The following is a 22,912-nucleotide window of genomic DNA, read 5'->3' on the forward strand; positions in this document are numbered from 1 at the left end:
TTTTTCTCAAAATCTTTCAAGGTTATTTCACTGTTCAGTTATCAAGGTTCTTTATTGTATCTCTCAGACACAACTCATTTAGTATAACATCTTATTTCTTATCTGTCAACAACTTTTTCCAAAAAAAATAAATTTCTTTATCTTTGGAAAAAGCGGAGAAAGAGGGATTTGAACCCTCGCGCCGGTTGCCCGACCTACACCCTTAGCAGGGGCGCCTCTTCAGCCTCTTGAGTATTTCTCCATATCTGAACTTTCCAAATAAATATGATGTTGTCTGCGTACATGACGCATAGATAATAATACTAAAACTATTTCACTTTGTCAATCACAAATTCAAATTATTTTTCACTTATTTTTTTAGAGCATTTTAAAGCTGGATTTTCTTATATTTTTCTATTGCTGTTTCATAGAGGTTGTTGCCATCTCTGTCTATCACAACTATTACCGGGAAGTCTTTTACTTCCAGCTTGCGGATGGCTTCCGCTCCCAAATCTTCATAACAGACAATTTCTGATTTGGTAATACATTTAGAAAGAAGTGCGCCTGCCCCGCCGATTGCTGCAAAGTATACTGCTTTATTACGGATGATGGCATCTATGACTTCTTTGGAACGTTTTCCTTTTCCAATCATTGCCTTTTCACCCAAATCCAATAGGGTTGGTGCATACTTATCCATACGGGTTGCAGTGGTCGGACCTGCGGAACCGATTGGTCTTCCCTCTCTTGCCGGTGATGGTCCCATATAATAGATTGTGGAATCTAAAATGTCTATCGGAAGTTCTTCTCCTCTTTCTAAGACTTCCATCATTCTCTTGTGGGCTGCATCTCTTGCCACATAAATCGTTCCTGTTATGTATACATAATCTCCTGCATGAAGCTCTGCTGTCTTTTCTTCTGTTATCGGTGTTGTAATATATTTATCCATTCTATCACCTGTTCTTTCTATAATAAATAATGATATTTACCAGCTTTTATAATAAATCTATTATAATGCCTTTTCGTAGCACCACCAGTCTTCTCCATAAAGATCCGATTCACCACATTTTGTAAAATTCAATTTCTGATAGGAACGCATTGCCCTTTCATTTGTCTTACTTACCAGAAAATGCACACCTTTCATGCCACTTTTTTTTAATTCTTCCATGGTCTTTTGAATCATAATGCGTGCCAGTCCATGATTCTGTTCTGTCTCTCTTATGACAAGACGAGCCAGCTCAGCGGATGGCTCTAACTGCTTCGACCAGCAGGTTAATGCATTTACTTCCGTATCTTCATCAATTGAAATTGCTCCGGCTATTTTATGGGCATTATCTTCTATTATAAATAATGCCTGATTTGCAAAATCTTTTGCAATGGTCTCCCGGCTTGGATATGTTTCATCCCAGGTGCAGCCTTCTGTTCCCATGGCACTCTGATATAAAGACAGTATTTCTTCTGTATTTTCCGGATGTGCCATTTTAAAATGATATTCTTTTCCTTCTATTACAATTGTGTTCATTTTAAATCTCCCTTACCACATGTCTGTTTACATGACAGCAGATGTTCACTGCCACCGGAAGTCCTGCGATATGTGTCGGGTATGTATTGATGTTTACCTTTAAAGCTGTAGTTGTTCCGCCTAATCCGCCCGGTCCGATGCCTAACTTATTAATTTTATCTAACATTTCTATTTCCAGATTTTTTACATAAGGTATTTCAGAATAGGAATCTACACTTCTGGTTAATGCTTTTTTTGCAAGAATCGCACATTTTTCAAAGGTGCCTCCGATTCCAACGCCTACTACCATTGGCGGGCAGGCATTTGGACCTGCATCAGCTACTGCAGTCATGATGGCATTTTTAACACCTTCGATTCCTTCTGCAGGCTTCAACATGAAGACGCGGCTCATATTTTCACTGCCGAATCCCTTTGGTGCAACAGTCATTTTCACTTTATCGCCTGGCACAATGGAATAATGTATAACTGCCGGAGTATTATCTTTGGTATTTTCACGAATCAGTGGGTCTTTTACGACGGATTTCCGAAGATATCCTTCCACATATCCCTGACGCACTCCTTCATTAATGGCATCTTCTATAGCATCACCTTCAAAATGAACATCCTGTCCAACTTCAATAAATACCACTGCCATTCCGGTATCCTGACAAATCGGAATCTGCTCTTTATCTGCAATTTCAAGATTATCCTGTAACTGATTTAATATTTTCTGTCCTAGTTCAGATTCTTCCGTTGCAGCCGCATTTTTCATTGCTGCATCCATATCCCTGGATAAATAATAATTTGCTTCAATGCACATTTCTTTGATATTTTCTGTTATTTCACTTGTTTTTACTGTTCTTATCATTTCTGTCTCCTTTAATGCATCTGTACTTCCGGTAAAATCTCATCGATATCCATATAGTATTTTTTAAAATTATCCGGTCTTGTATAAATTTTTACCATATTATTTTTCATCATTCCCGCCGGATAAAAGAAAATGTTGCGGCTGTGAAATGTATGGATGCAGCCATTCATATCCTGATATCTGGCATATATCACATAAGGGCATCTGCCATTTACGTTTACATTATAATTCATATCTATATTTGAAATTTCTGCCATAATGTAATAGCCGTTATCTACAATTTTCTTTAAGCTGCTTTTATTATTGTAATGCAATATCAAAAAAATGACACCAATCAGGAAAAAGAATAGTCCGGTTCCGCCAAAGATGAGTCCTAACATTTTAAAGGCTTCCTCTTTACCGGACTGTGTCAGAAAAAGGATTCCCATTATTAAAAAGACAGAACCCAGCCCTGCAAATATCCATCCTATTATCATGATTGCGCTTATCCCTGTTTTTATTTTCGGTTTCATATTTTCCTACTTTCTTATATTGATTTTCTTTAATTTCTGCAAAATCTCGTTATGATGTTTTGATTTCATATCCGGGAATGCTTTCATCAGACGGCTGGATACTGCATTCTTTTTGGATAAAAGTTCATCATATTTATGACGCAAATTTTCGAGTTTTTCTATCTTTTCTGCATGCCCTTCTTTAAATTCTGCAGATTTTTCCAGTGCTTCTTCTACATTTTCATAAATATTTTCACCAATCTGGTTGGACAATACTTTAATTTTTGCTGCAATATCATCCATTACCTTTAACCTGCGGTTGAACTTCACAATAGTAGATACCGTTACTACTACGTCAATGGCAAATCCGGTCATTATAATTATAAGTAATACCACCCCCACAATATGCGGTATCAGATGAATGAATCCGTAAATAATCGGATGAATAATCAGCATAATAAAGGTACATGCCAATCCCCAGAAAATTGAAAATTTCAGACATACATATCCCATTATATTAAAGGGTTTATCCGAGTAATCCCACCATTTATTATGAAATACTTTTTCCATTACGAATCCTGTTATAAATTCCAGAACTGATGTCAATAGGAAGGAACCTAAATATAATATCAGTAAATTTTTCTTTAATGGTGTCAGTAACACAACCACGATTAATACTCCACATCCGTAAATTGGACAGTATGGTCCGTTCAAAAATCCTCTGTTTACAAAGATTCCCCTATCCAATGCTGCATATGATACTTCGCTGCACCATCCAATAAATGCATAAATAATAAAAATCCATAGTACTTCATAAAATGTCTGTGGCATCTTTAATCCCCCATTATTTTTTGAAAGGGCGAAATCATGATACAGTGATTCCGCCCTCTTTTTTATAAAGTTTTTTATTCTTCTTCGCTATCCTGCTCTGCGCGGTTAATTAATTCACCAAGCTCCTTGGATATCAGCTCTTCCTCCGATGCTGATGCATCTTCATCTTCTTCTACAATAACACCTTCTGGCTGCTCCGGCTCTGGAATATCATTTTCCATAATGGATTTATCTTCTTTTACCTTAGCCATGCTGGCTACAGTTACTCCGTCATTTACATTAATCAGTTTTACTCCGGATGTTACTCTACCTAAAAGTGCTGTTCCATTTACCGGAATCCGAATGATGATTCCTTCTGTGGTAATCAGCATTATTTCGTTATCCTGATTTACGGCTTTGACACCGATGATATTACCGGTCTTCTCGGTAATCTTGTAGCACTTCACGCCTTTACCGCCACGGTTCTGTGGTGAGAATTCAGACATCAGGGTACATTTTCCAAGACCTTTTTCAGATACAATCATCAGTGCATCACCCTGGGTATTTAACTGCATTCCTACGACTTTGTCGCTGTCTGCTAAATTCATACCGATAACACCCATGGATACACGACCGGTGCTTCTTACATCTGTTTCATGGAAACGGATACACTGGCCATATTTGGTTACTAAGATGATATCTTTATTGTTATCTGTCTTCTTTACTTCAATCAGTTCATCATCATCACGAAGGTTAATTGCTGCAAGACCTGTCTTACGGACATTTGCATATTCGCAGATTGGTGTCTTCTTCACAATACCATTCTTGGTTGCCATAAAGAGGTATTCACCTTCTTTGTATTCCTTAATCGGAATAACTGCGGTAATTTTCTCACCCGGCTGAAGCTGAAGCAGATTGATAATTGCGGTTCCTCTGGCTGTTCTTCCTGCCTCCGGAATTTCGTATGCTTTCATACGATATACTTTTCCGCTGTTGGTAAAGAACATCAAATAATGATGGGAAGTTGTCATGAGAAGTTCTTCGATATAATCGTTCTCAATGGTCTCCATTCCCTTAATTCCTTTACCACCACGATGCTGGCTGCGGAAATTATCTACGCTCATGCGCTTGATATATCCTAATTTTGTCATGGTGATTACCGTATTGGTTACCGGAATCAGATCTTCCATGGAAATGTCATATTCGTCAAATCCGATAGATGTTCTTCTTTCGTCTCCATACTTATCTGCAATCAGAAGAATTTCTTCTCTGATAACACCAAGAAGTTTCTTCTCATCTGCAAGGATTGCTTTTAATTCTGCGATTCTTGCTACTAATTCCTTATATTCATTTTCAATCTTCTCACGTTCCAGACCAGTCAGTGCACGCAGACGCATATCTACAATAGCCTGTGCCTGTGCATCGCTGAGTCCGAAGCGGTTCATTAATTTTTCTTTTGCTTCCGGTGTTGTCTTACTTCCACGGATAATGGAAATTACTTCATCAATATGGTCTAAGGCAATCAGTAAACCCTCTAACAGATGAGCTCTTTCTTCTGCCTTGTTTAAATCATATTTCGTTCTTCTTGTAACAACTTCCTTCTGATGCATCAGATAGTAGTTTAACATATCAAGAAGATTTAAGACTTTCGGCTGATTGTTTACCAATGCCAGCATAATAACACCAAAGGTATCCTGTAACTGGGTATGCTTATATAAAAGGTTTAAGACTACGTTTGGATTTACATCACGACGCAGCTCAATACATATTCTCATACCCTGACGATCTGATTCATCACGTAAATCGGTGATTCCGTCAATTTTTTTATCTCTTACTAATTCTGCAATCTTTTCGATGAGGCGGGCTTTATTTACCATATATGGAAGTTCCGTTACAATAATACGGTTCTTTCCATTATTCATCGGCTCAATATTGGTAACTGCACGAACACGAATCTTTCCACGACCGGTACGGTATGCTTCGTTGATTCCGGTTGTACCAAGAATCATTCCACCGGTTGGAAAATCAGGTCCTTTTACAATATCTAATAACTCTTCAATATCGGTTCCACGATCCTGCTCTACTTCATTATCAATGATTTTTACTACTGCATTGATAACTTCTCTTAAGTTATGTGGCGGAATATTGGTTGCCATACCTACCGCAATACCAGTTGTACCATTTACTAAAAGATTTGGAAATCTTGATGGCAGTACAACAGGCTCTTTCTCGGTCTCATCAAAGTTTGGCATGAAATCAACGGTATCTTTATTAATATCAGCAAGCATTTCCATGGAAATCTTAGAAAGTCTTGCTTCGGTATATCGCATTGCCGCAGCTCCATCACCGTCTACAGAACCGAAGTTACCATGACCATCTACCAATGGATATCTGGTAGACCAGTCCTGTGCCATATTTACCAATGCTCCATAGATTGAACTGTCTCCGTGTGGGTGATATTTACCCATGGTATCTCCGACGATACGGGCACATTTTCTATGTGGCTTATCCGGACCGTTATTCAACTCTATCATGGAAAACAGTACACGTCTCTGTACCGGTTTCAGACCATCCCTTACATCCGGCAAAGCCCGGGCTGCAATTACACTCATGGCATAGTCTATATAAGATGTTTCCATCGTTTTCTTTAAGTCTACGTCATGTATCTGGTCAAATATCTTGTCATCCATCTATTTTTCCTCCTAGATATCCAGGTTCTGGACATACTTCGCATTTGCTTCAATAAAATCACGTCTTGGTTCTACTTTATCACCCATTAAGGTGTTGAATGTTACATCAATTTCAGATGCTTCTTCTTCATCCATTACAACACGACGTAAGATTCTCTTCTCAGGATCCATGGTTGTCTCCCAAAGCTGCTCGGCATCCATTTCTCCTAATCCTTTGTATCGCTGAATCTTATTATTACCGTCTCGTCCAATCTCTTTTAAGATATTGTTGAGCTGTTCATCGCTGTAGGCATACCAGACATTTTTATTTTTCTCAATCTTATAAAGTGGCGGCTGTGCCAGATATACATAGCCCTGTTTGATTAATTCCGGCATGAAGCGATAAATAAAAGTAAGCATCAGGGTACTGATATGGGCACCATCCACATCGGCATCGGTCATAATAATAATCTTATGATATCTTAATTTACTGATATCAAAATCTTCATGAATACCGGTACCAAATGCTGTAATCATGGCTTTAATCTCAGCATTTCCGTAAATTTTATCAAGTCTTGCTTTCTCTACATTCAAAATCTTTCCACGAAGTGGAAGAATTGCCTGGGTTGCACGGCTTCTTGCAGTCTTTGCGGAACCGCCAGCGGAATCTCCCTCGACGATGAAAATTTCGCAGTTTTTCGGATCTTTATCAGAACAGTCTGCTAATTTTCCAGGAAGTGAGGTTCCTTCTAATGCAGTCTTTCTTCTGGTTAAATCTCTTGCTTTTCTCGCTGCCTCTCTTGCACGCTGTGCCAGAAGTGATTTTTCACAAATGGTCTTTGCAACCTGAGGATTCTGCTCTAAAAAGTATGTAAGCTGCTCACTTACTACGCTGTCTACGGCTCCTCTTGCTTCACTGTTACCAAGCTTCTGCTTGGTCTGTCCCTCAAACTGAGGCTCTTCAATCTTAATACTTACAATAGCAGTTAAACCTTCACGGATATCATCACCGGAAAGTGGCGGCTCAGAATCCTTTAAAATCTTATTTGCCCGCGCATATTCATTAAAAGTTTTGGTAAGCGCATTACGGAAACCTGCCAGATGTGTTCCACCCTCCGGCGTGATGATGTTATTGACAAAGCTGTACGTAGCTTCGTTATATGCATCGTTATGCTGCATAGCAACTTCAACAAGAACCCCGTTTTTCTCACCTTCACAATAAATAACCTCCGGATACAATGCTTCCTTGCTCTTATTTAAGTAAGTTACAAATTCCTTAATACCGCCTTCATAATGGAATACCCGTTCTTTTACAGGCTCTTCCCTGTCATCACGAAGTGTAATCCTAAGATTCTTTGTCAGGAATGCAGTCTCTCTTAAACGCTGCTTTAATGTATCAAAATCATATACGGTTTCTTCGAAAATGCTTCCGTCCGGAGAAAAGGTTACAGTAGTACCGGTTTTATTTATATCACATTTTCCGACTTCCTTCAGTGGATACATGGTATGTCCACGTTCATAACGTTGTTTATAAATCTTTCCATCGTGGAAAATCTGTACTTCCAGCCAGTTAGAAAGTGCATTTACAACGGATGCTCCTACACCATGTAATCCACCTGATACCTTATATCCTCCACCGCCGAATTTTCCGCCGGCATGCAATACAGTAAATACTACTTCTACCGCAGGAATACCTGCTTTGTGGTTAATTCCTACCGGAATTCCACGTCCATCATCTTCTACGGTAATGGAATTGTCTTTATTAATCGTAACGATAATATGGGTACAATAACCTGCCAGTGCTTCGTCGACAGAATTATCCACAATTTCATATACCAGATGGTGAAGTCCTCTCACAGAGGTACTTCCAATATACATTCCAGGTCTCTTTCTTACTGCTTCCAAACCTTCCAAAATCTGAATTTGGTCTGCTCCGTATTCCGTACTCATCTGTATTCCTCCTATTCACGGATTATTTTACATTTCATTTTTTTCACTTACTGTTCCGCTTATGACTTCAAATATTTTATCAATCTGGAAGCGGTTTTTTACAAATTCATCCAGACCGGTACAGGTAATGACCGTCTGAATATCATGTATACTGTTAAGCAGATAATTCTGCCTGTTACTGTCCAGTTCGGAAAGTACATCATCTAAAAGAAGTACCGGTGTATCATGAATACATCTTTTCACCAGCTCTATCTCTGATAATTTCAGTGATAAAGCAGAAGTTCTCTGCTGTCCCTGGGAACCGAATTTACGGATATCGATATCTCCGATAAAAAAGGAAATATCATCTCTGTGGGGTCCCACGGAGGTACTGCAGTATTTTCTGTCCTTTTCCTTCGCCCGGTTCAATTCATCTTCAAAAAAAGTTTCTTCGATATCCGGCTCATACGTCAGCGTCAGCTGCTCCCTGCCACCGGAAATGCTTTCATGGATGCCCCGGACAATTTCATTTAATTCTTCTACAAATCTCCGGCGTCGGCTGATAATCCGCCTGCCGTAAGAAATGAGCTGCATATCCCACACGGATAACGTATTTTCCAAATCCGGATGAAATACCATATCTTTTAACAGCTTATTGCGCTGATTTAAAACTTTATTATACTTGGTTAAATCAGAAAGATAAATTTTATCCAGCTGGCAGATTTCCGAATCTAAAAATCTTCTGCGCTCGGAAGGACCATTTTTGATAATATTTAAATCCTCCGGTGAGAAAAATACCATATTCAGCACACCGAAAAGCTCACTTGCCTTGCGGATTGGCACACCATTAATGGCAATTCCCTTGGAACGGTTCTTCTTCAGATGCATATCAATCTGATAACTCATCTGATTTTTTTCCACCATAGTACGGATATGTGCCTCATTTTCACCAAAACGAATCATTTCTTTATCGCGGCTTCCCTTATGGGATTTCGTTGTTCCGCTGACATAAATGGATTCTAATATATTGGTCTTTCCCTGGGCATTGTCCCCATATAAAATATTGGTTCCACCGTCAAGATTCAGATTTAACTCTTCATAATTACGGAAATTCTTAAGTTCAATGGACTTTATTATCATTTTACAATCTTTATGGTTTCGCCCAAAGCTTCCACTACATCTCCATCATATAATTTCTTGCCACGCTGTACTTCAACTTCGCCATTTACCTTAACTTTTTCATCTAATATTACAAGCTTGGCAGTGACTCCGGAGTCTACGACTCCGGCAGCTTTTAACGCCTGTCCCAGCTTAATATATTCATCCCGCAGCTTAATTTCCTGCATGATTGCCTCTCTTCCTGCCTCTGCAAATCCTAGTTTGCAGCTGCATTAAAGTTTACCGGAAGAATCAGATAGATAAAGGTCTCATTTTCATCCCGGATAAAACATGGTGCCTTTGGATTTACCATATAAAGGGTTACTTCTTCTTCATCAATGACACGAAGGGCATCGATAAAGAATTTCGGATTGAATCCAATTAAAATATCTTTTCCATCTTTGGTAATATCAATTTCTTCATTCATGGAACCAATGAAAGAATTGATTTTTAATTCCATCTTATCATCTGTTATATTCATGATAATCGGCTTCTTATCTCCCTCTTTTACTAAAAGGGTAGCACGGTCGATACAGTCTAATAATTCACGTTTGTTAATCTTAACCTTTGTCTCATAATCAGAAGAAAGCATCTGTTCAATCTTAAAATACTCGCCTTCAATCAGACGGGAAACAACGGTGGTATTGCCAAATTCAAATACAATATGGTTGTCTGATAAATACATGCTGACATCTTCGTCAGCATTTCCCGGGAGAATCTTGCTGATTTCCTGTAAAGTCTTTCCAGGAACAACCACTTTCTTATGCTCATAATTATTTTTCAGTTCTATATTACGGATTGAAATACGGTGGCCATCCAGTGATACAACCTTTAAGCTGTTCTCATTGATTTCAAATAATTCTCCTGTCATCAGCTTATTATTATCATTATCTGCAATAGAAAAGATTGTCTGGCGGATTACTTCTTTTAAAGTAAACTGTGAAATGCTGATTTCTTCATTTCTTTCAATATATGGAATATAAGAAAAATCTTCACCGGATTTTCCAATGATATTGAATTTTGCTTTTTCACAGGTAATGGTTGTCTTAAAGGAAGAGTCTGTTTCGATTACAACTTCATTGTCAGGAAGCTTTCTTACGATATCAGAAAAAACTTTTGCATCTAATGCGATAATTCCTCTTTCTTCAATCTCTCCTTCTATTTTTGTTTCGATTCCAAGTTCCATATCATTGGCAGTTAATTTAATCTCACCGGCAGAAGCATCTATTAAGATACATTCTAAGATAGCCATGGTCGTTCTGGTTGGTACGGCTTTGGAAACAATGTTTACACCATAAAGTAAATTTGATTTTGAACAGATGATTTTCATGTTGTTCATAACTCCTTTCGACATATATAAATATAATATTTAAAAAGAAATTAAACGTCTTATTCTTAGGGGATGTTAATAAGTGAATAACCTCTGCAACCCTTAATTCATAAGCATTTAAAAGAATTTTGTTACTGTATAACCTGTTTAAATGACTGAGGATTGTGTCTTAATAAAAAGTGAATAAATTTTTATGTAAAGTTAACATAATTAGTTATCCAAAGCCATTCCACAGCTAGTTCACAAATTATAAACAGAACCCTGTGCATAAATTAATTTGGGTTAATTTTTTTCTTAATGGTATTTAAGAGATTTACGGTTGCTTCATTAGTCTGTAATTCAGCTTCTACCTTATTAATACCATGAATTACGGTAGAATGATCTCTTCCTCCTAAGAGTTCTCCAATATTTTCTAAGGAAACCCCAGTCATATTTTTGCAAAGATACATGGCAATCTGTCTCGGCTTTGCAATATCGTTGCTGCGGCTTTTAGAAATCATCTGCTCTTTTGTAATATGGAAATGTTCGCATACCACATCAATAATAAGCTGTGGAGTAATCTCCCTCGGCTTGTCCGGAGAAATAATATTCTGAAGCTCTTTCATGGCTACTTCCATGGTAATCTCAGTCTGTTCAAGATTGGAGTAGGCAAGCAGTTTATTTAAAGCACCTTCCAGTTCCCTGATATTAGACTTAATATTAGTAGCAATGTATTTTAAAATTTCATCATCTAAATGGAAATTATCCATTTCTTCTTTTCTTCGCAGAATTGCCATTCTGGTTTCATAATCCGGAGAACCGATGTCAGCAGTCAGACCGCATTCAAAACGGGAGCGGATACGTTCTTCTAATGTTTCCATATCCTTTGGCGGCTTATCAGAAGAAATAACAATCTGTTTCTTAGCAAGATAAAGCTCATTAAAGGTATGGAAAAATTCTTCCTGTGTACTTTCTTTTCCTATAATAAACTGGATATCGTCGATTAAAAGTACATCGATATTACGATATTTCTCACGGAATTTTGTCATAGCTGTATTATTGCCATTTCGGATGGCTTCAATCAGTTCATTGGTAAAAGTTTCCGAAGAAACATATAAAATCTTCACATCTGGGTTATTGGACTGGATAAAATGTGCGATGGAATGCATCAAATGTGTTTTACCAAGTCCTACGCCTCCATATAAAAAGAGTGGGTTATAGACTTCTCCCGGAGATTCTGCAACAGCCAGTGAAGCTGCATGAGCCAGTTTGTTATTATTTCCAACAACAAAAGTATCGAAGGTATAGTTTGGATTCAAACTGGATTTGTCAATACTTTCTGTATTTACGAAAGCCATTGGTTTCGGTGTACGCATGGATTTTGCCTGCTCCGGCAGTACAAATTCGATTTCGTAATCCTTTCCAATAATTTCAGCGACTGCTACTTTAATAGGAAGAGTGTATTTCTTGGTAATGTAGTTAAGCCCCATCTGTTCGTCCGGTACCAGTATGTATAAAGTATTGTCTTTGACATCAAATACCTTAAGTGGTTCCAACCAGGTTTTAAAAGAAATGTCAGTAAGTTCATGCTCTTCCTTGACAGTTCTTAAAATTTCTTCCCATTTTTCAATGATCTGTTCCATAAAAATCTCCATGTTTCTATTATTTAAGCTTTTTAAAGCTTCTCATATTTATAGCATTATATAGAATCCTACTCTTTTAATAATAAACTAAATGGGGCAAATTATCAATGAGAACTTTTAAAGGTATAGGTGATAAGCCTAATGTGAATAAAGTGGATAAAAAAGCCTTTATTTTAGCGGAAAAAGCTATTCAAAATTAAGGCAGGGTCATTTTAACAACAAGTTATCCTTAAATTATCTACAGGTTATGCACAGGTTATGAACAATTGTGGATAACCTGTGCATAAAATTTTTATATATAAATTTTATGGTATGGAAGGAAGAAAATGGATACTAGATATAGATTAAAAATAGTTTCTTCCTTATATATATAGTAGTATAAAAATTAATTACCGAAAAATGCAGGTTTTACTTGACTTGACAGGTTTTTTTGTTATAATTGTACTGATGTTTTCTAGCATAGAGGAGGTGGATTATTATGCATAAAGGTAAGATGACATTTCAGCCAAAAAACAGACAGAGAAATAAAGTTCATGGTTTTCGTAAAAGAATGAGTACAGCAGGCGGAAGAAAAGTATTGGCTGCAAGAAGATTAAAAGGAAGAAAGAAATTATCAGCATAGGCCACAACTTTTGTGGTCTTTTTCTTCTTATTACAAGACTTTTTTAAGGATTGAAAAATGGACTCATTGAAGAAAAACAAAGATTTCCAGAATGTATATCGCAATGGTAAGTCTTATGCGGACAAGTATCTGGTGATGTATGTTCTGGAAAATGGTTTGGAATCGAATCGAATTGGAATCTCCGTCAGTAAAAAAGTAGGAAATAGTGTAGTAAGACATCATCTGACGAGATTATTAAGAGAAAGTTACAGACTGCACGAAGAGATGTTTCATAGTGGTTGGGACATTGTAGTCATCGTAAGGGTGTCAGCAAAAAATGAAGGTTATCACAAGTTAAAGAGTTCATTGCTGCATCTTTCGAATCTTCATGGAATTATTTAAAGATAATATCGAAAAGAAGATGGAATGATTTTGAAAAAAATTTTAATTGCAATCATTAAATTTTATAGAAAATATCTTTCACCAATGAAAACAACAAAGTGCCCTTATTGCCCGACCTGTTCTACTTATGGTCTGATTGCCGTGGAAAAGTATGGTGCAGTAAAGGGGGGAGCACTGGCTCTCTGGAGGATATTAAGATGTAATCCTTTTTCAAAAGGCGGATATGACCCGGTTCCATGATTAGGAGGTACGTTAAGTGTCAGAAATCATTTTAACTCAGTACAATGGTAAGATTCTCGGACCGATTGCGAAGGTCTTAGGATGGATTATGAATGGAATCTATTATGTGCTGAACAGTTTGTTTGGAATAGAAAATATAGGACTTTGCATTATTATCTTAACTTTGATTATTTATGCATGTCTTTTTCCATTAACCTATAAACAGCAGAAGTTCTCAAAGCTTTCACAGAAGATGAATCCGGAGCTTCAGGCTATCCAGAAGAAATATAATGGCAAAAGAGACCAGGTTTCCATGCAGAAGATGCAGGAAGAGACACAGATGGTTTACCAGAAATATGGTGTTTCACCGACCGGAAGCTGTATCCAGATGTTAATCCAGATGCCGATTCTGTTTGCTTTATATCGTGTATTCTTAAATGTACCGGCATATGTACCAGCTGTAAAAGAGAAGTTTTCTGCTCTTGTTACAGAGATTATGTCTATTGACGGCTTTGCGGATAAGATGACAAGCTTTGTTGATAAAATTAAAATTGCAGGTTTATCTGTTGATTTTACTGCTACGGATACAAATGTTCTTCATAATTATATTGTTGATGTTTTATATAAGATGAATACTTCCGGATGGAGTGAGTTAACAAAAGTATTTGGTAATCTTACCAATCTGGATGCAACTGAGAAATCCTTAGAGAAGTTAAACTATTTCCTTGGACTTAACATTTCAAACAGCCCATGGAATATTATGACAACAGGCTTTAAGTCAGGAGCTTATTTACTTGCAATCGGTGCATTACTGATTCCGGTTATTTCTTTCCTGACACAGAGATTAAATATTAAATTAATGCCTACCGCTTCTACCGGTGAAAATGATGCAATGGCACAGCAGATGAAAACCATGAATCTTATGATGCCATTATTCTCATTTGTAATGTGTTTCACTGTACCGGTTGGTCTTGGTATTTACTGGATTGCAAGTGCTCTTGTTCGTAGTATCCAGCAGTGGGGTATCAACAAACGTCTTGATAAGATGGACTGGGATGCTATTATGAAAGCTAATCAGGAAAAAGCAAAAGCAAAGCGTGAAAAGAAAATGGGTCTGATTGAAAATCAGATTGCTAATGCAGCAAAGATGAGTACAAAAGCAAATGTTATTGAATCAGGTACTATGACAAAAGAAGAAAAGGAAGAAGCTTTAGAGCATGCAGCAGAGGTAAGAAGTAATGCAAAAGCAGGAAGTCTTGCTTCTAAAGCTAACAGAGTACGTGAATTCAATGAAAGAAACAATAAATAGAGGGGGTAATATACAATGGAATTTATTGAAGTTTCAGCAAAAACAGTGGATGATGCAATTACAGAGGCTTCGATTAAGCTTGGAACTACCAGTGACAAGATTGAGGTAGAAGTTATTGAGAAGGGTTCTACCGGATTTCTTGGTATCAAGAGTAAACCTGCAATCATCAAGGCACGGAAGAAGAATGATACGGTAGATAATATCCGTGAGTTTTTGGAAAATGTATTTTCTGCTATGAATATGGAAGTTACCATTGATATTAAGAAAGCAGAAGATGATAAGGTCTATGAAGTAGAATTAAGCGGTAAAGAAATGGGACTGCTGATTGGCAAGAGAGGACAGACTTTAGATTCTCTTCAGTATCTTACAAATCTTGCTGTTAATAAACATTCGGATGGATATATCAAAGTTAAGCTTGATACCGAAGATTACCGCCAGAGAAGAAAAGATACTCTGGAAAATCTTGCAAAGAATATTGCATATAAGGTTAAGAGAACAAAACGTCCAGTATCTTTAGAGCCAATGAATCCATTTGAAAGAAGAGTGATTCATTCTGCATTGCAGGGTGACAGATATGTAGAAACCCACAGCGAGGGAGAAGAACCTTTCCGTCATGTAGTTGTTACATTAAAAAAATAATTTAAAAATTTTATAAGAAAATGATTTCATAAGAGTTATAAAATGATATAATTATACCGTTTTATAACTCTTATATATTACACAGATAATATAAGAATTCTTATATTAAGGAGATTTCTATGAAAACAGAGACTATTGCAGCAATTGCTTCCGCCATGACGAATTCAGGAATTGGAATCATCCGTATTAGTGGAGAAGATGCTTTTGATGTAATTGATAAGATATACCGGCCAAAAAAAGGAAACAAGCTTTTATCACAGTGCAAGAGTCATACGATTCATTATGGCCATATTTATGATGAAGATGAAATAATAGATGAAGTAATGGTTCTTCTGATGCGGGCACCGAACAGTTATACCAGAGAAGATACGGTAGAAATTGACTGCCATGGTGGAACACTTGTGATGCGGCGTATTTTAGAAGTTGTGCTGAAGAATGGAGCAAGACCGGCAGAACCGGGAGAGTTTACCAAGCGTGCATTTTTGAATGGGCGTATTGATTTAAGCCAGGCAGAATCTGTCATGGATGTCATTTCTTCAAAGAATGATTTTGCATTGAAAAGTTCCATGCAGCAGTTAAACGGAGCTCTTACAGGAAAAATCAAAGAAATTCGTGGTAAAATCATACATGAGATTGCATTTATTGAGTCTGCTTTAGACGATCCGGAGCATATCAGTATTGATGGATATGGAGAGAATCTTCTTATTATAATAGATGAACTGATGCATAAGATGAATCAGATGATTGCATCTTCGGAAAATGGCAGTCTTTTAAAAGAAGGCATTAATACGGTGATCGTCGGAAAGCCAAATGCCGGAAAATCTTCTTTATTAAATGTGCTGGTGGGAAGAGAGAGGGCAATTGTAACGGATATTGCCGGAACTACCAGAGATGTATTGGAAGAGCAGATTAATTTAAATGGCATAACACTTAATATTATGGATACGGCAGGAATCAGAAGTACTGAGGATGTGGTAGAGAAGATTGGTGTGGATAAAGCACTGTCCCTTGTGGATAAAGCTGATTTTATTATCTATGTAGTGGATACTTCTACTGCATTGGATGAAAATGACGAAAAGATTATAGATGCCATCCGGGAAAAGAAGGCCATTATTTTATTGAACAAATCTGATTTAATCCAGGTAACCGGAGAAGATGAGATCAAAGAAAAATTATCCGGTGCAGATCATAAGATGATAGCTATTTCTGCAAAAGAAAATATTGGAATTGATGTATTAGAAGAGACCATTACGGAAATGTTTTTCCATGGAACGATTTCATTTAACGATGAAGTTTATATTACTAACATTAGACATAAAAACGCATTGATTCAGGCAGTAGAGAGCTTAAAGTTAGTAAAACAGAGTGTAGAAAATGGAATGCCGGAAGATTTTTATTCCATTGACCTTATGAATGCTTATGAAGAACTGGGTACTATTATCGGAGAAGCAGTAGAAGATGATCTGGTTAATGAGATTTTCAGTAAATTCTGTATGGGTAAATAATTATATTTAGATAGAAAGAAGGATAATGAAATGTCGGTAATCGAAGAGACATATGATGTGTGTGTGGTTGGAGCAGGCCATGCAGGTTGTGAAGCAGCACTTGCCTGTGCCAGAATGGGACTTGAAACCATTATATTTACAGTAAGTGTAGACAGTATTGCGATGATGCCTTGTAATCCTAACATTGGTGGAAGCTCCAAGGGACATCTGGTTCGTGAAATTGATGCTCTGGGTGGACAAATGGGAATTAATATTGATAAAACATTTATCCAGTCAAAGATGTTAAATAAATCAAAAGGTCCTGCAGTACATTCTCTTCGTGCTCAGGCAGATAAGGCAGCTTATAGCATGGAAATGCGGAAAACGCTGCAGTCTACCGAACATCTTACTATAAGACAGGCAGAAGTATCTGAAATTATCACGGAAGATAATAAGATTGCCGGTGTTAAGACATTTTCCGGAGCAATTTATCACAGTAAGGCTGTTGTATTGTGTACCGGAACTTATCTTCGGGCAAGATGTCTCTACGGAGATGTGATTAATTACACGGGACCGAATGGTTTGCAACCTGCTAATCATCTTACAGATTCCTTAAAAGCCCATGGAGTAGAAATGTTCCGCTTTAAGACAGGAACTCCGGCAAGAATGGATAAAAATAGTATTGATTTCAGTAAAATGACCGAGCAGACCGGCGATGAGAGAGTAGTACCATTTTCCTTTACTACAAACCCGGAAAGTGTTCAGATAGAGCAGGCATCCTGCTGGCTTACCTATACAAATCCGAAAACTCATGAGATTATCCGTGCAAATCTCGACCGTTCACCAATCTATGCTGGTGTTATTGAAGGAACGGGTCCTAGATATTGCCCCTCCATTGAGGATAAAGTGGTAAAATTCGCCGATAAGGAAAGACATCAGGTATTTTTGGAGCCGGAAGGCTTAAATACCAATGAAATGTATGTCGGTGGAATGAGCAGTTCCCTGCCAGAGGATGTTCAATATGAAATGTATCATACGGTTCCGGGACTGGAGCATGCGAAGATTGTAAGAAATGCATATGCTATTGAGTACGACTGTATCAATCCAAACCAGTTGTTACCTACTCTGGAGTTTAAGAATATCAAGGGATTGTTCAGCGGCGGCCAGTTTAACGGAAGTTCCGGCTATGAAGAAGCTGCAGCCCAGGGTATTGTTGCCGGAATCAATGCAGCTTTATATGTAAAAGAGAAGGAGCAGCTTGTATTGCATCGTTCCGAGTCCTATATCGGAGTGTTAATCGATGATTTGGTTACAAAGGAGAATCATGAACCATATCGGATGATGACATCCCGTGCCGAGTATCGTCTGTTACTGCGTCAGGATAATGCAGACCTTCGTCTTAGTAAATATGGTTATCAGGTCGGACTCATTTCTCAGGAAAGATATGACTGGGTAGTAAAAAAAGAAAAATTAATTCAGGATGAAATAAACCGGGTAGAGTCAGTAACAATCGGTGCTAAAGAGAATGTGCAGAAACTTTTAGAGGAATATGGAAGTACTCCTTTGAATACCGGAACCCGTCTTACCGAACTGATTCGCAGACCGGAACTGGATTATGAAAAACTTGCTCCAATTGATGAAGACAGACCAGAACTTCCGGAAGAAGTACAGGAACAGGTTAATATTAATATTAAGTATGATGGATATATCAAACGTCAGATTAAACAGGTGGAGCATTTTAAAAAATTAGAGAATAAGAAAATTCCGGATGATTTCGATTATGATGCAGTAGACAGCCTTCGTATCGAAGCAAGACAGAAGTTAAAGCTTTATCGTCCGGTTTCCATTGGACAGGCTTCAAGAATTTCCGGTGTATCACCTGCAGATATTACGATGTTGTTAGTCTATATGGAACAGATAAAAAAATAGGAAGAATAATGAGAAGAATGAGGATATTTTATGGCATATGATTTTACAAAAATGAGAAATATTCTATCGGAGTGGAATTTAGAACTTACTGCAGAGAAAGAGCAGCAGTTCCTGACTTTTTATGAAATGCTGGTAGAAAAGAATAAAGTAATGAATCTTACTGCAATCACAGAATTTGAGGATGTTGTGGAGAAACATTTTTTAGACAGTATTTCTCTTTGCCAGGTGATGAACTTAAAGAAGCCGCTTACTTTATTGGATTTGGGAACCGGAGCCGGTTTTCCTGGAATCCCACTTAAGATTATGTTTCCGGAGCTTAAGATTACTCTGGCGGATTCCTTGAATAAAAGGTTATTATTCTTAAATGAAGTTATGGAAGCACTTAATCTGAAGGATATTGAAACGGTTCATGGAAGAGCAGAGGAGCTTTCTAAAAGAAAAGATTATCGGGAATCCTTTGATTTATGTGTTTCCAGAGCAGTTGCAAATTTATCCACGTTAAGTGAATATTGCCTACCATTTATCCACACAAGCGGCAAATTTATCTCTTATAAGTCTGGAGAGGTGGAAGATGAGCTGAAGGATGCAAAGAAGGCAGTTTTCGTGCTGGGCGGCGAGATAGAGGATGTAATTCACTTTACACTGCCGGATAGTGACATTAAACGTTCTTTTGTTGTAATTCATAAGGTTCATGCGACACCAAAAGCATATCCACGTAAGGCTGGAACTCCATCAAAAAGCCCTTTAAAGTAAAAATTAAAATTAGATTAAACTACGGGAAACATGATTGGTTTCTTCTTTTCTATTACAATTTTTCTCGATATTTGAGTAAATAAAAAGGATAACAAATTTTCGTTTGTTATCCTTTAAAGATTTATACGTTGTTTTCAATGACTGGTTTTATTATTGTAAGAACATTAAAACAATATCTTTAAATTTATCCGGCGTTTCAAGCTGGGGAAGATATCTGGAATTGGAAATGTAGGTTGCTTCAATATTCTTATTTAAGTGAAGATATTTTTCTGTAATAGCTACGGCATTATTTCTTTCTCTACTGGAAATGATGTAGAGATTGTCTGCTTTTTTCACAGCATTGGTGATATCAATATTGACATAATTTCCTTTGGTGCTGGCAAGCAGATATTTTCCGGCACTGTTTCCTTTGTGTGCAGATTCAAAGTAAGTATCTTCTAATTTGGATGAAAGGAATGTTTTCTTGAAGATATACTTACTTTCAATGTAATTGCGGATTCTCTTGTGATGCATAATCAGGTTATAGATAAAGGTACCAAGAATTGGAATCTCTAAAATAGTTTTGGCAGCCTTTGTTTCTTTTGTAGGCATCTCCCTGATGATATTGATGTCAGATGGATTAACCAGAATAATTTTTTTAAAGTTATGCGGCTCCATTGCCTGTGCCATAATGACGAAAGAAGAAGAAATACCAGTTACGACTATATTTGCCGCTTCTTTTACAATGTCGTGGATAAAATTATTAATTAACTGTACGTATAGGAAGTTGGTATAGGTAATACCTGGTTTCTCAGAACGGCCGCAGCCAAGCAGGTCGATAGTGTAGACGGTATGTTTCTTTTCCAGGCGGTGTACAATCTTACTCCATTCTTTGGCGGAAGAAGCAGGATTCAGTTCATGAATCAGAACAACCGGAGTTCCTTTACCGGAAACAGTATAGAAGACGTCACCATTTTTCCAGTGATATATATTTCCTTCTTCGGTAGTTAAAAGATTTTTTTGTCCTGCAGTATAATCTACAATTCTATTTATAATATACATGCCGGCAACAGCAGTAGTAGTGATGCCGATTACTTTTTTCAGATTCCTGTTCATCGTAATTCCTCCCTAAAGTTTATGATACTTTTATTATAAACAAAAATATGCTGCTTTACAATTAAAATCATAGAATAAGACTTTTCAGATAGAAAAAAATAGTTTACAATTATTATGTATACCACATAAGAACATATGTTCTAGGAGGGGCTATGATTAGAGAATATCTGGAGAAAATTCAGAAGGAACTGATAGATCAAAAGAGAGAGACAGAAAAGAAAATTATTTCTTTAGAAAATATAGAAAAAGAAAATATAAAATTTATTGAACTTCTGGATGAAATAAATGATCCAAATTATGAAGCGTTTACTCCAAGAACAGTGAATGCCCGTAATAAGGAAAAAATTAATGAGCTGAAAGTACAGCAGAAAAATATTATCAAAGAAAAGTCTGAATTACAGAACAAGTTATATGATGTACAACGTCGTTTGGAAGAGTGTCAATCTATTATTCAATGTGAGAGGGAAAAGGAGACAATTGCTCAGCAATATCAGGAAGAAGATAATGCAGAATATAAGATTCAGTTATTAGAAGCACAGGAAATGGAGCGACAGCGCATTGCGAGAGATTTACATGATTCTACAGTACAGGATCTTACCAGTATGCTTCATAAGATAGAACTTTCTATGCGTGTAATGGATATGGATTCGCAGCGTTGTAAAATGGAATTATCAAATGTACTTGATAATATTCGCAATGTGATAAGCAATACAAGGAAAATGATATATAACCTCAGACCAATGTCAGTAGATGATATAGGAATAGATGTAACACTGAAACATGCTATTGCAAAAATTGAGCAGGAGTGGAACCGGAAGATAGAATATATTATAATAGGAAAACCGTTTCACGTTAAACCTGTTGTTGCATTGTCTTTATTAAGAATTATGCAGGAGGCATGCACGAATGCATTGAAGTATGCTGATGCAAAAGAAATATGTGTTGTATTAGAATATACTGAAAATGATATTTCACTTGTAATTGAAGATGATGGTATTGGATTTAATACAAAAAAGAAAGTTGCAAAAACAAAAAATTCCGGTTTTGGTTTATCTATTATGAAAGAAAGAGTTCATCTTTTATCAGGTGAGATTCAGATAAAAAGTGAAGAAGGAAAGGGTACTACAATAAGTATTCGTGTACCAAATTTTGTCGAGGAGGAAGAAAATGAGTAAAGTGAAAGATAAAATAGAAATAATCATAGCAGATGATCATATGATGATTCGGGAAGGCTTGAAACAATTACTGGAACTGGATGGTACGATGAAAGTAATTGCGGAGGCAAATGATGGTGAAGAATGTCTGAATTTATTAAATAAGAAGATTCATCCAGATATACTTTTATTAGATATAAATATGCCTAAGAAAAATGGTATTGAAGTATTAGAATATATTAAACAGAATAAAATCCCAGTAAAGGTATTGATATTAACAGTTCACAATGAAGTCGAATATTTATTGAAAGCTGTTGATATCGGCATTGATGGATATTTATTAAAGGATTCCAGTTATGATGAATTAAAAGAAGCAATTGATGTGGTTATTTCTGGAAATACTTATATTCAGCCAAGTCTTCTTCCTGCACTAAATGAAAGTATGGAAGATTATGCTTTAGATAAAGAAAAAATTGAATGGCTGACTAAGAGAGAACTAGATGTACTTCGATTGATTTCAGAAGGATGTAGCAATAAGAAAATATCTGATGAGTTGACAATTAGTGAACGAACAGTAAAAAATCATATTTCCCATATATTTAGAAAAATAGATGTGCAAGACAGAACACAGGCTGCTGTATTCGCTATTCGAAATAAGATAAGTTAGAATAAATAGTAATTGATATACAATATAATAGAGGTATTTTGATAAAATGTTTCACGTGAAACATTAGTAAAAGAACGTCCGTGAAACATAAAATAGATACAAGATTTAGTATAAATAAAAAAATAAGTCTACTATATTATGAAAGGAAATGTTTCATGTTTCACGTGAAACATTTTTTTCTTTACAGAAAATTGTTTTCCTGTAAAGCAAAAAACAAAAGTAAAAACAGAGAAAATAATAGAAAAAATTACTTTCATTTCTACATGGATTTACTGGAAATGAAAGTGTTATAGTGTTATAATAAAA

At 36.7% G+C, this 22,912-nt stretch carries 22 protein-coding genes and 1 tRNA gene; 10 read left to right on the forward strand and 13 right to left on the reverse strand.

All coding sequences use genetic code 11. The features are described from left to right. Positions 1–153 precede the first annotated feature (153 nt). The 12 genes from DWX96_RS13450 to dnaA all read right to left on the reverse strand — a co-directional run bounded on the left by DWX96_RS13450 (position 154) and on the right by dnaA (position 12,354). Positions 154–241: transfer RNA gene (locus DWX96_RS13450), tRNA-Ser, on the reverse strand. A 126-nt stretch (positions 242–367) separates the two neighbouring features. After that, the gene (locus DWX96_RS13455) at positions 368–925 is read right to left on the reverse strand and encodes a Fe-S-containing hydro-lyase (protein ID WP_117842284.1); all 558 of its coding nucleotides are present in this window, start codon (positions 923–925) and stop codon (positions 368–370) included. A 60-nt stretch (positions 926–985) separates the two neighbouring features. Next, positions 986–1,498 carry a GNAT family N-acetyltransferase gene (locus DWX96_RS13460; RefSeq protein WP_118057784.1) on the reverse strand — a complete coding sequence of 171 codons (513 nt, stop codon included), beginning with the start codon at positions 1,496–1,498 and terminating at the stop codon, positions 986–988. 1 nt (position 1,499) lies between these two features. After that, positions 1,500–2,345 (reverse strand): fumarate hydratase, encoded by an 846-nt coding sequence (locus tag DWX96_RS13465; RefSeq protein ID WP_118057783.1) that lies wholly within the window; start codon positions 2,343–2,345, stop codon positions 1,500–1,502. 11 nt (positions 2,346–2,356) lie between these two features. Then, entirely contained in the window at positions 2,357–2,821 is a 465-nt protein-coding gene (locus tag DWX96_RS13470; protein ID WP_147404729.1) for a hypothetical protein, read from the reverse strand. 42 nt (positions 2,822–2,863) lie between these two features. After that, the gene (locus DWX96_RS13475) at positions 2,864–3,667 is read right to left on the reverse strand and encodes a putative ABC transporter permease (RefSeq protein WP_118057781.1); all 804 of its coding nucleotides are present in this window, start codon (positions 3,665–3,667) and stop codon (positions 2,864–2,866) included. A 74-nt stretch (positions 3,668–3,741) separates the two neighbouring features. Then, positions 3,742–6,336, reverse strand: a complete 2,595-nt coding sequence (gyrA, locus tag DWX96_RS13480) for a DNA gyrase subunit A (RefSeq protein WP_118057780.1) — start codon at positions 6,334–6,336, stop codon at positions 3,742–3,744. Positions 6,337–6,348: 12 nt separating this feature from the next. Next, entirely contained in the window at positions 6,349–8,265 is a 1,917-nt protein-coding gene (gyrB, locus tag DWX96_RS13485) for a DNA topoisomerase (ATP-hydrolyzing) subunit B (RefSeq protein WP_118057779.1), read from the reverse strand. A gap of 27 nt (positions 8,266–8,292) precedes the next feature. Further along, on the reverse strand, positions 8,293–9,384 hold the full coding sequence (gene recF / locus DWX96_RS13490) for a DNA replication/repair protein RecF (RefSeq protein ID WP_118057778.1): 1,092 nt from the start codon (positions 9,382–9,384) through the stop codon (positions 8,293–8,295). Further along, entirely contained in the window at positions 9,381–9,590 is a 210-nt protein-coding gene (locus DWX96_RS13495) for an RNA-binding S4 domain-containing protein (protein ID WP_022242292.1), read from the reverse strand. Before DWX96_RS13495 ends, recF begins: the two co-directional genes overlap by 4 nt. Before the next feature lie 29 nt (positions 9,591–9,619). After that, positions 9,620–10,732 carry a DNA polymerase III subunit beta gene (gene dnaN / locus DWX96_RS13500; RefSeq protein WP_117699187.1) on the reverse strand — a complete coding sequence of 371 codons (1,113 nt, stop codon included), beginning with the start codon at positions 10,730–10,732 and terminating at the stop codon, positions 9,620–9,622. A 272-nt stretch (positions 10,733–11,004) separates the two neighbouring features. Beyond that, positions 11,005–12,354, reverse strand: a complete 1,350-nt coding sequence (gene dnaA / locus DWX96_RS13505) for a chromosomal replication initiator protein DnaA (protein WP_117699376.1) — start codon at positions 12,352–12,354, stop codon at positions 11,005–11,007. A 478-nt stretch (positions 12,355–12,832) separates the two neighbouring features. Here dnaA and rpmH point away from each other — a divergent pair, with 478 nt between their 5' ends. The 8 genes from rpmH (at position 12,833) to rsmG (ending at position 19,690) form a co-directional block, all read left to right on the forward strand. Then, positions 12,833–12,976, forward strand: a complete 144-nt coding sequence (rpmH, locus tag DWX96_RS13510; protein WP_022242295.1) for a 50S ribosomal protein L34 — start codon at positions 12,833–12,835, stop codon at positions 12,974–12,976. A 57-nt stretch (positions 12,977–13,033) separates the two neighbouring features. Next, positions 13,034–13,357: a ribonuclease P protein component gene (gene rnpA / locus DWX96_RS13515; RefSeq protein ID WP_022242296.1), complete on the forward strand. Its 324-nt coding sequence runs from the start codon at positions 13,034–13,036 to the stop codon at positions 13,355–13,357. Positions 13,358–13,381: 24 nt separating this feature from the next. Further along, a complete protein-coding gene (gene yidD / locus DWX96_RS13520) occupies positions 13,382–13,597 on the forward strand; it encodes a membrane protein insertion efficiency factor YidD (RefSeq protein WP_022242297.1) in 216 nt (71 codons plus the stop codon). A gap of 16 nt (positions 13,598–13,613) precedes the next feature. Further along, the gene (locus DWX96_RS13525) at positions 13,614–14,885 is read left to right on the forward strand and encodes a YidC/Oxa1 family membrane protein insertase (protein ID WP_199534384.1); all 1,272 of its coding nucleotides are present in this window, start codon (positions 13,614–13,616) and stop codon (positions 14,883–14,885) included. A 15-nt stretch (positions 14,886–14,900) separates the two neighbouring features. After that, the gene (gene jag / locus DWX96_RS13530; RefSeq protein WP_022242299.1) at positions 14,901–15,524 is read left to right on the forward strand and encodes an RNA-binding cell elongation regulator Jag/EloR; all 624 of its coding nucleotides are present in this window, start codon (positions 14,901–14,903) and stop codon (positions 15,522–15,524) included. Between the two features lie 119 nt (positions 15,525–15,643). Beyond that, entirely contained in the window at positions 15,644–17,029 is a 1,386-nt protein-coding gene (mnmE, locus tag DWX96_RS13535; RefSeq protein ID WP_118057777.1) for a tRNA uridine-5-carboxymethylaminomethyl(34) synthesis GTPase MnmE, read from the forward strand. 30 nt (positions 17,030–17,059) lie between these two features. Next, positions 17,060–18,937 carry a tRNA uridine-5-carboxymethylaminomethyl(34) synthesis enzyme MnmG gene (gene mnmG / locus DWX96_RS13540; protein ID WP_118057776.1) on the forward strand — a complete coding sequence of 626 codons (1,878 nt, stop codon included), beginning with the start codon at positions 17,060–17,062 and terminating at the stop codon, positions 18,935–18,937. Positions 18,938–18,967: 30 nt separating this feature from the next. Beyond that, complete coding sequence (gene rsmG / locus DWX96_RS13545) at positions 18,968–19,690, forward strand: 16S rRNA (guanine(527)-N(7))-methyltransferase RsmG (protein WP_118057775.1); 723 nt, start codon at positions 18,968–18,970, stop codon at positions 19,688–19,690. Between the two features lie 150 nt (positions 19,691–19,840). Here rsmG and DWX96_RS13550 read toward each other — a convergent pair whose 3' ends face one another. Next, positions 19,841–20,785: an alpha/beta fold hydrolase gene (locus DWX96_RS13550; protein WP_118057774.1), complete on the reverse strand. Its 945-nt coding sequence runs from the start codon at positions 20,783–20,785 to the stop codon at positions 19,841–19,843. Between the two features lie 152 nt (positions 20,786–20,937). On the opposite strand from DWX96_RS13550, the gene DWX96_RS13555 reads away from it, so the two are divergent. Both DWX96_RS13555 and DWX96_RS13560 read left to right on the forward strand, forming a co-directional pair. Then, entirely contained in the window at positions 20,938–21,960 is a 1,023-nt protein-coding gene (locus DWX96_RS13555) for a sensor histidine kinase (protein WP_118057773.1), read from the forward strand. After that, positions 21,953–22,606 (forward strand): response regulator, encoded by a 654-nt coding sequence (locus DWX96_RS13560; RefSeq protein ID WP_118057772.1) that lies wholly within the window; start codon positions 21,953–21,955, stop codon positions 22,604–22,606. Before DWX96_RS13555 ends, DWX96_RS13560 begins: the two co-directional genes overlap by 8 nt. The last annotated feature ends 306 nt before the right edge of the window (positions 22,607–22,912 follow it).

The organism is Roseburia sp. AF22-2LB, from assembly GCF_003461125.1.
Lineage (GTDB): Bacteria > Bacillota > Clostridia > Lachnospirales > Lachnospiraceae > Roseburia_C > Roseburia_C amylophila.

Coding starts and splice junctions, on each gene's coding strand:
- DWX96_RS13455 (WP_117842284.1), bottom strand. CDS start 925: ATGGATAAATATATTACAACACCGATAACAGAAGAAAAGACAGCAGAG.
- DWX96_RS13460 (WP_118057784.1), bottom strand. CDS start 1,498: ATGAACACAATTGTAATAGAAGGAAAAGAATATCATTTTAAAATGGCA.
- DWX96_RS13465 (WP_118057783.1), bottom strand. CDS start 2,345: ATGATAAGAACAGTAAAAACAAGTGAAATAACAGAAAATATCAAAGAA.
- DWX96_RS13470 (WP_147404729.1), bottom strand. CDS start 2,821: ATGATAATAGGATGGATATTTGCAGGGCTGGGTTCTGTCTTTTTAATA.
- DWX96_RS13475 (WP_118057781.1), bottom strand. CDS start 3,667: ATGCCACAGACATTTTATGAAGTACTATGGATTTTTATTATTTATGCA.
- gyrA (WP_118057780.1), bottom strand. CDS start 6,336: ATGGATGACAAGATATTTGACCAGATACATGACGTAGACTTAAAGAAA.
- gyrB (WP_118057779.1), bottom strand. CDS start 8,265: ATGAGTACGGAATACGGAGCAGACCAAATTCAGATTTTGGAAGGTTTG.
- recF (WP_118057778.1), bottom strand. CDS start 9,384: ATGATAATAAAGTCCATTGAACTTAAGAATTTCCGTAATTATGAAGAG.
- DWX96_RS13495 (WP_022242292.1), bottom strand. CDS start 9,590: ATGCAGGAAATTAAGCTGCGGGATGAATATATTAAGCTGGGACAGGCG.
- dnaN (WP_117699187.1), bottom strand. CDS start 10,732: ATGAAAATCATCTGTTCAAAATCAAATTTACTTTATGGTGTAAACATT.
- dnaA (WP_117699376.1), bottom strand. CDS start 12,354: ATGGAACAGATCATTGAAAAATGGGAAGAAATTTTAAGAACTGTCAAG.
- rpmH (WP_022242295.1), top strand. CDS start 12,833: ATGCATAAAGGTAAGATGACATTTCAGCCAAAAAACAGACAGAGAAAT.
- rnpA (WP_022242296.1), top strand. CDS start 13,034: ATGGACTCATTGAAGAAAAACAAAGATTTCCAGAATGTATATCGCAAT.
- yidD (WP_022242297.1), top strand. CDS start 13,382: ATGATTTTGAAAAAAATTTTAATTGCAATCATTAAATTTTATAGAAAA.
- jag (WP_022242299.1), top strand. CDS start 14,901: ATGGAATTTATTGAAGTTTCAGCAAAAACAGTGGATGATGCAATTACA.
- mnmE (WP_118057777.1), top strand. CDS start 15,644: ATGAAAACAGAGACTATTGCAGCAATTGCTTCCGCCATGACGAATTCA.
- mnmG (WP_118057776.1), top strand. CDS start 17,060: ATGTCGGTAATCGAAGAGACATATGATGTGTGTGTGGTTGGAGCAGGC.
- rsmG (WP_118057775.1), top strand. CDS start 18,968: ATGGCATATGATTTTACAAAAATGAGAAATATTCTATCGGAGTGGAAT.
- DWX96_RS13550 (WP_118057774.1), bottom strand. CDS start 20,785: ATGAACAGGAATCTGAAAAAAGTAATCGGCATCACTACTACTGCTGTT.
- DWX96_RS13555 (WP_118057773.1), top strand. CDS start 20,938: ATGATTAGAGAATATCTGGAGAAAATTCAGAAGGAACTGATAGATCAA.
- DWX96_RS13560 (WP_118057772.1), top strand. CDS start 21,953: ATGAGTAAAGTGAAAGATAAAATAGAAATAATCATAGCAGATGATCAT.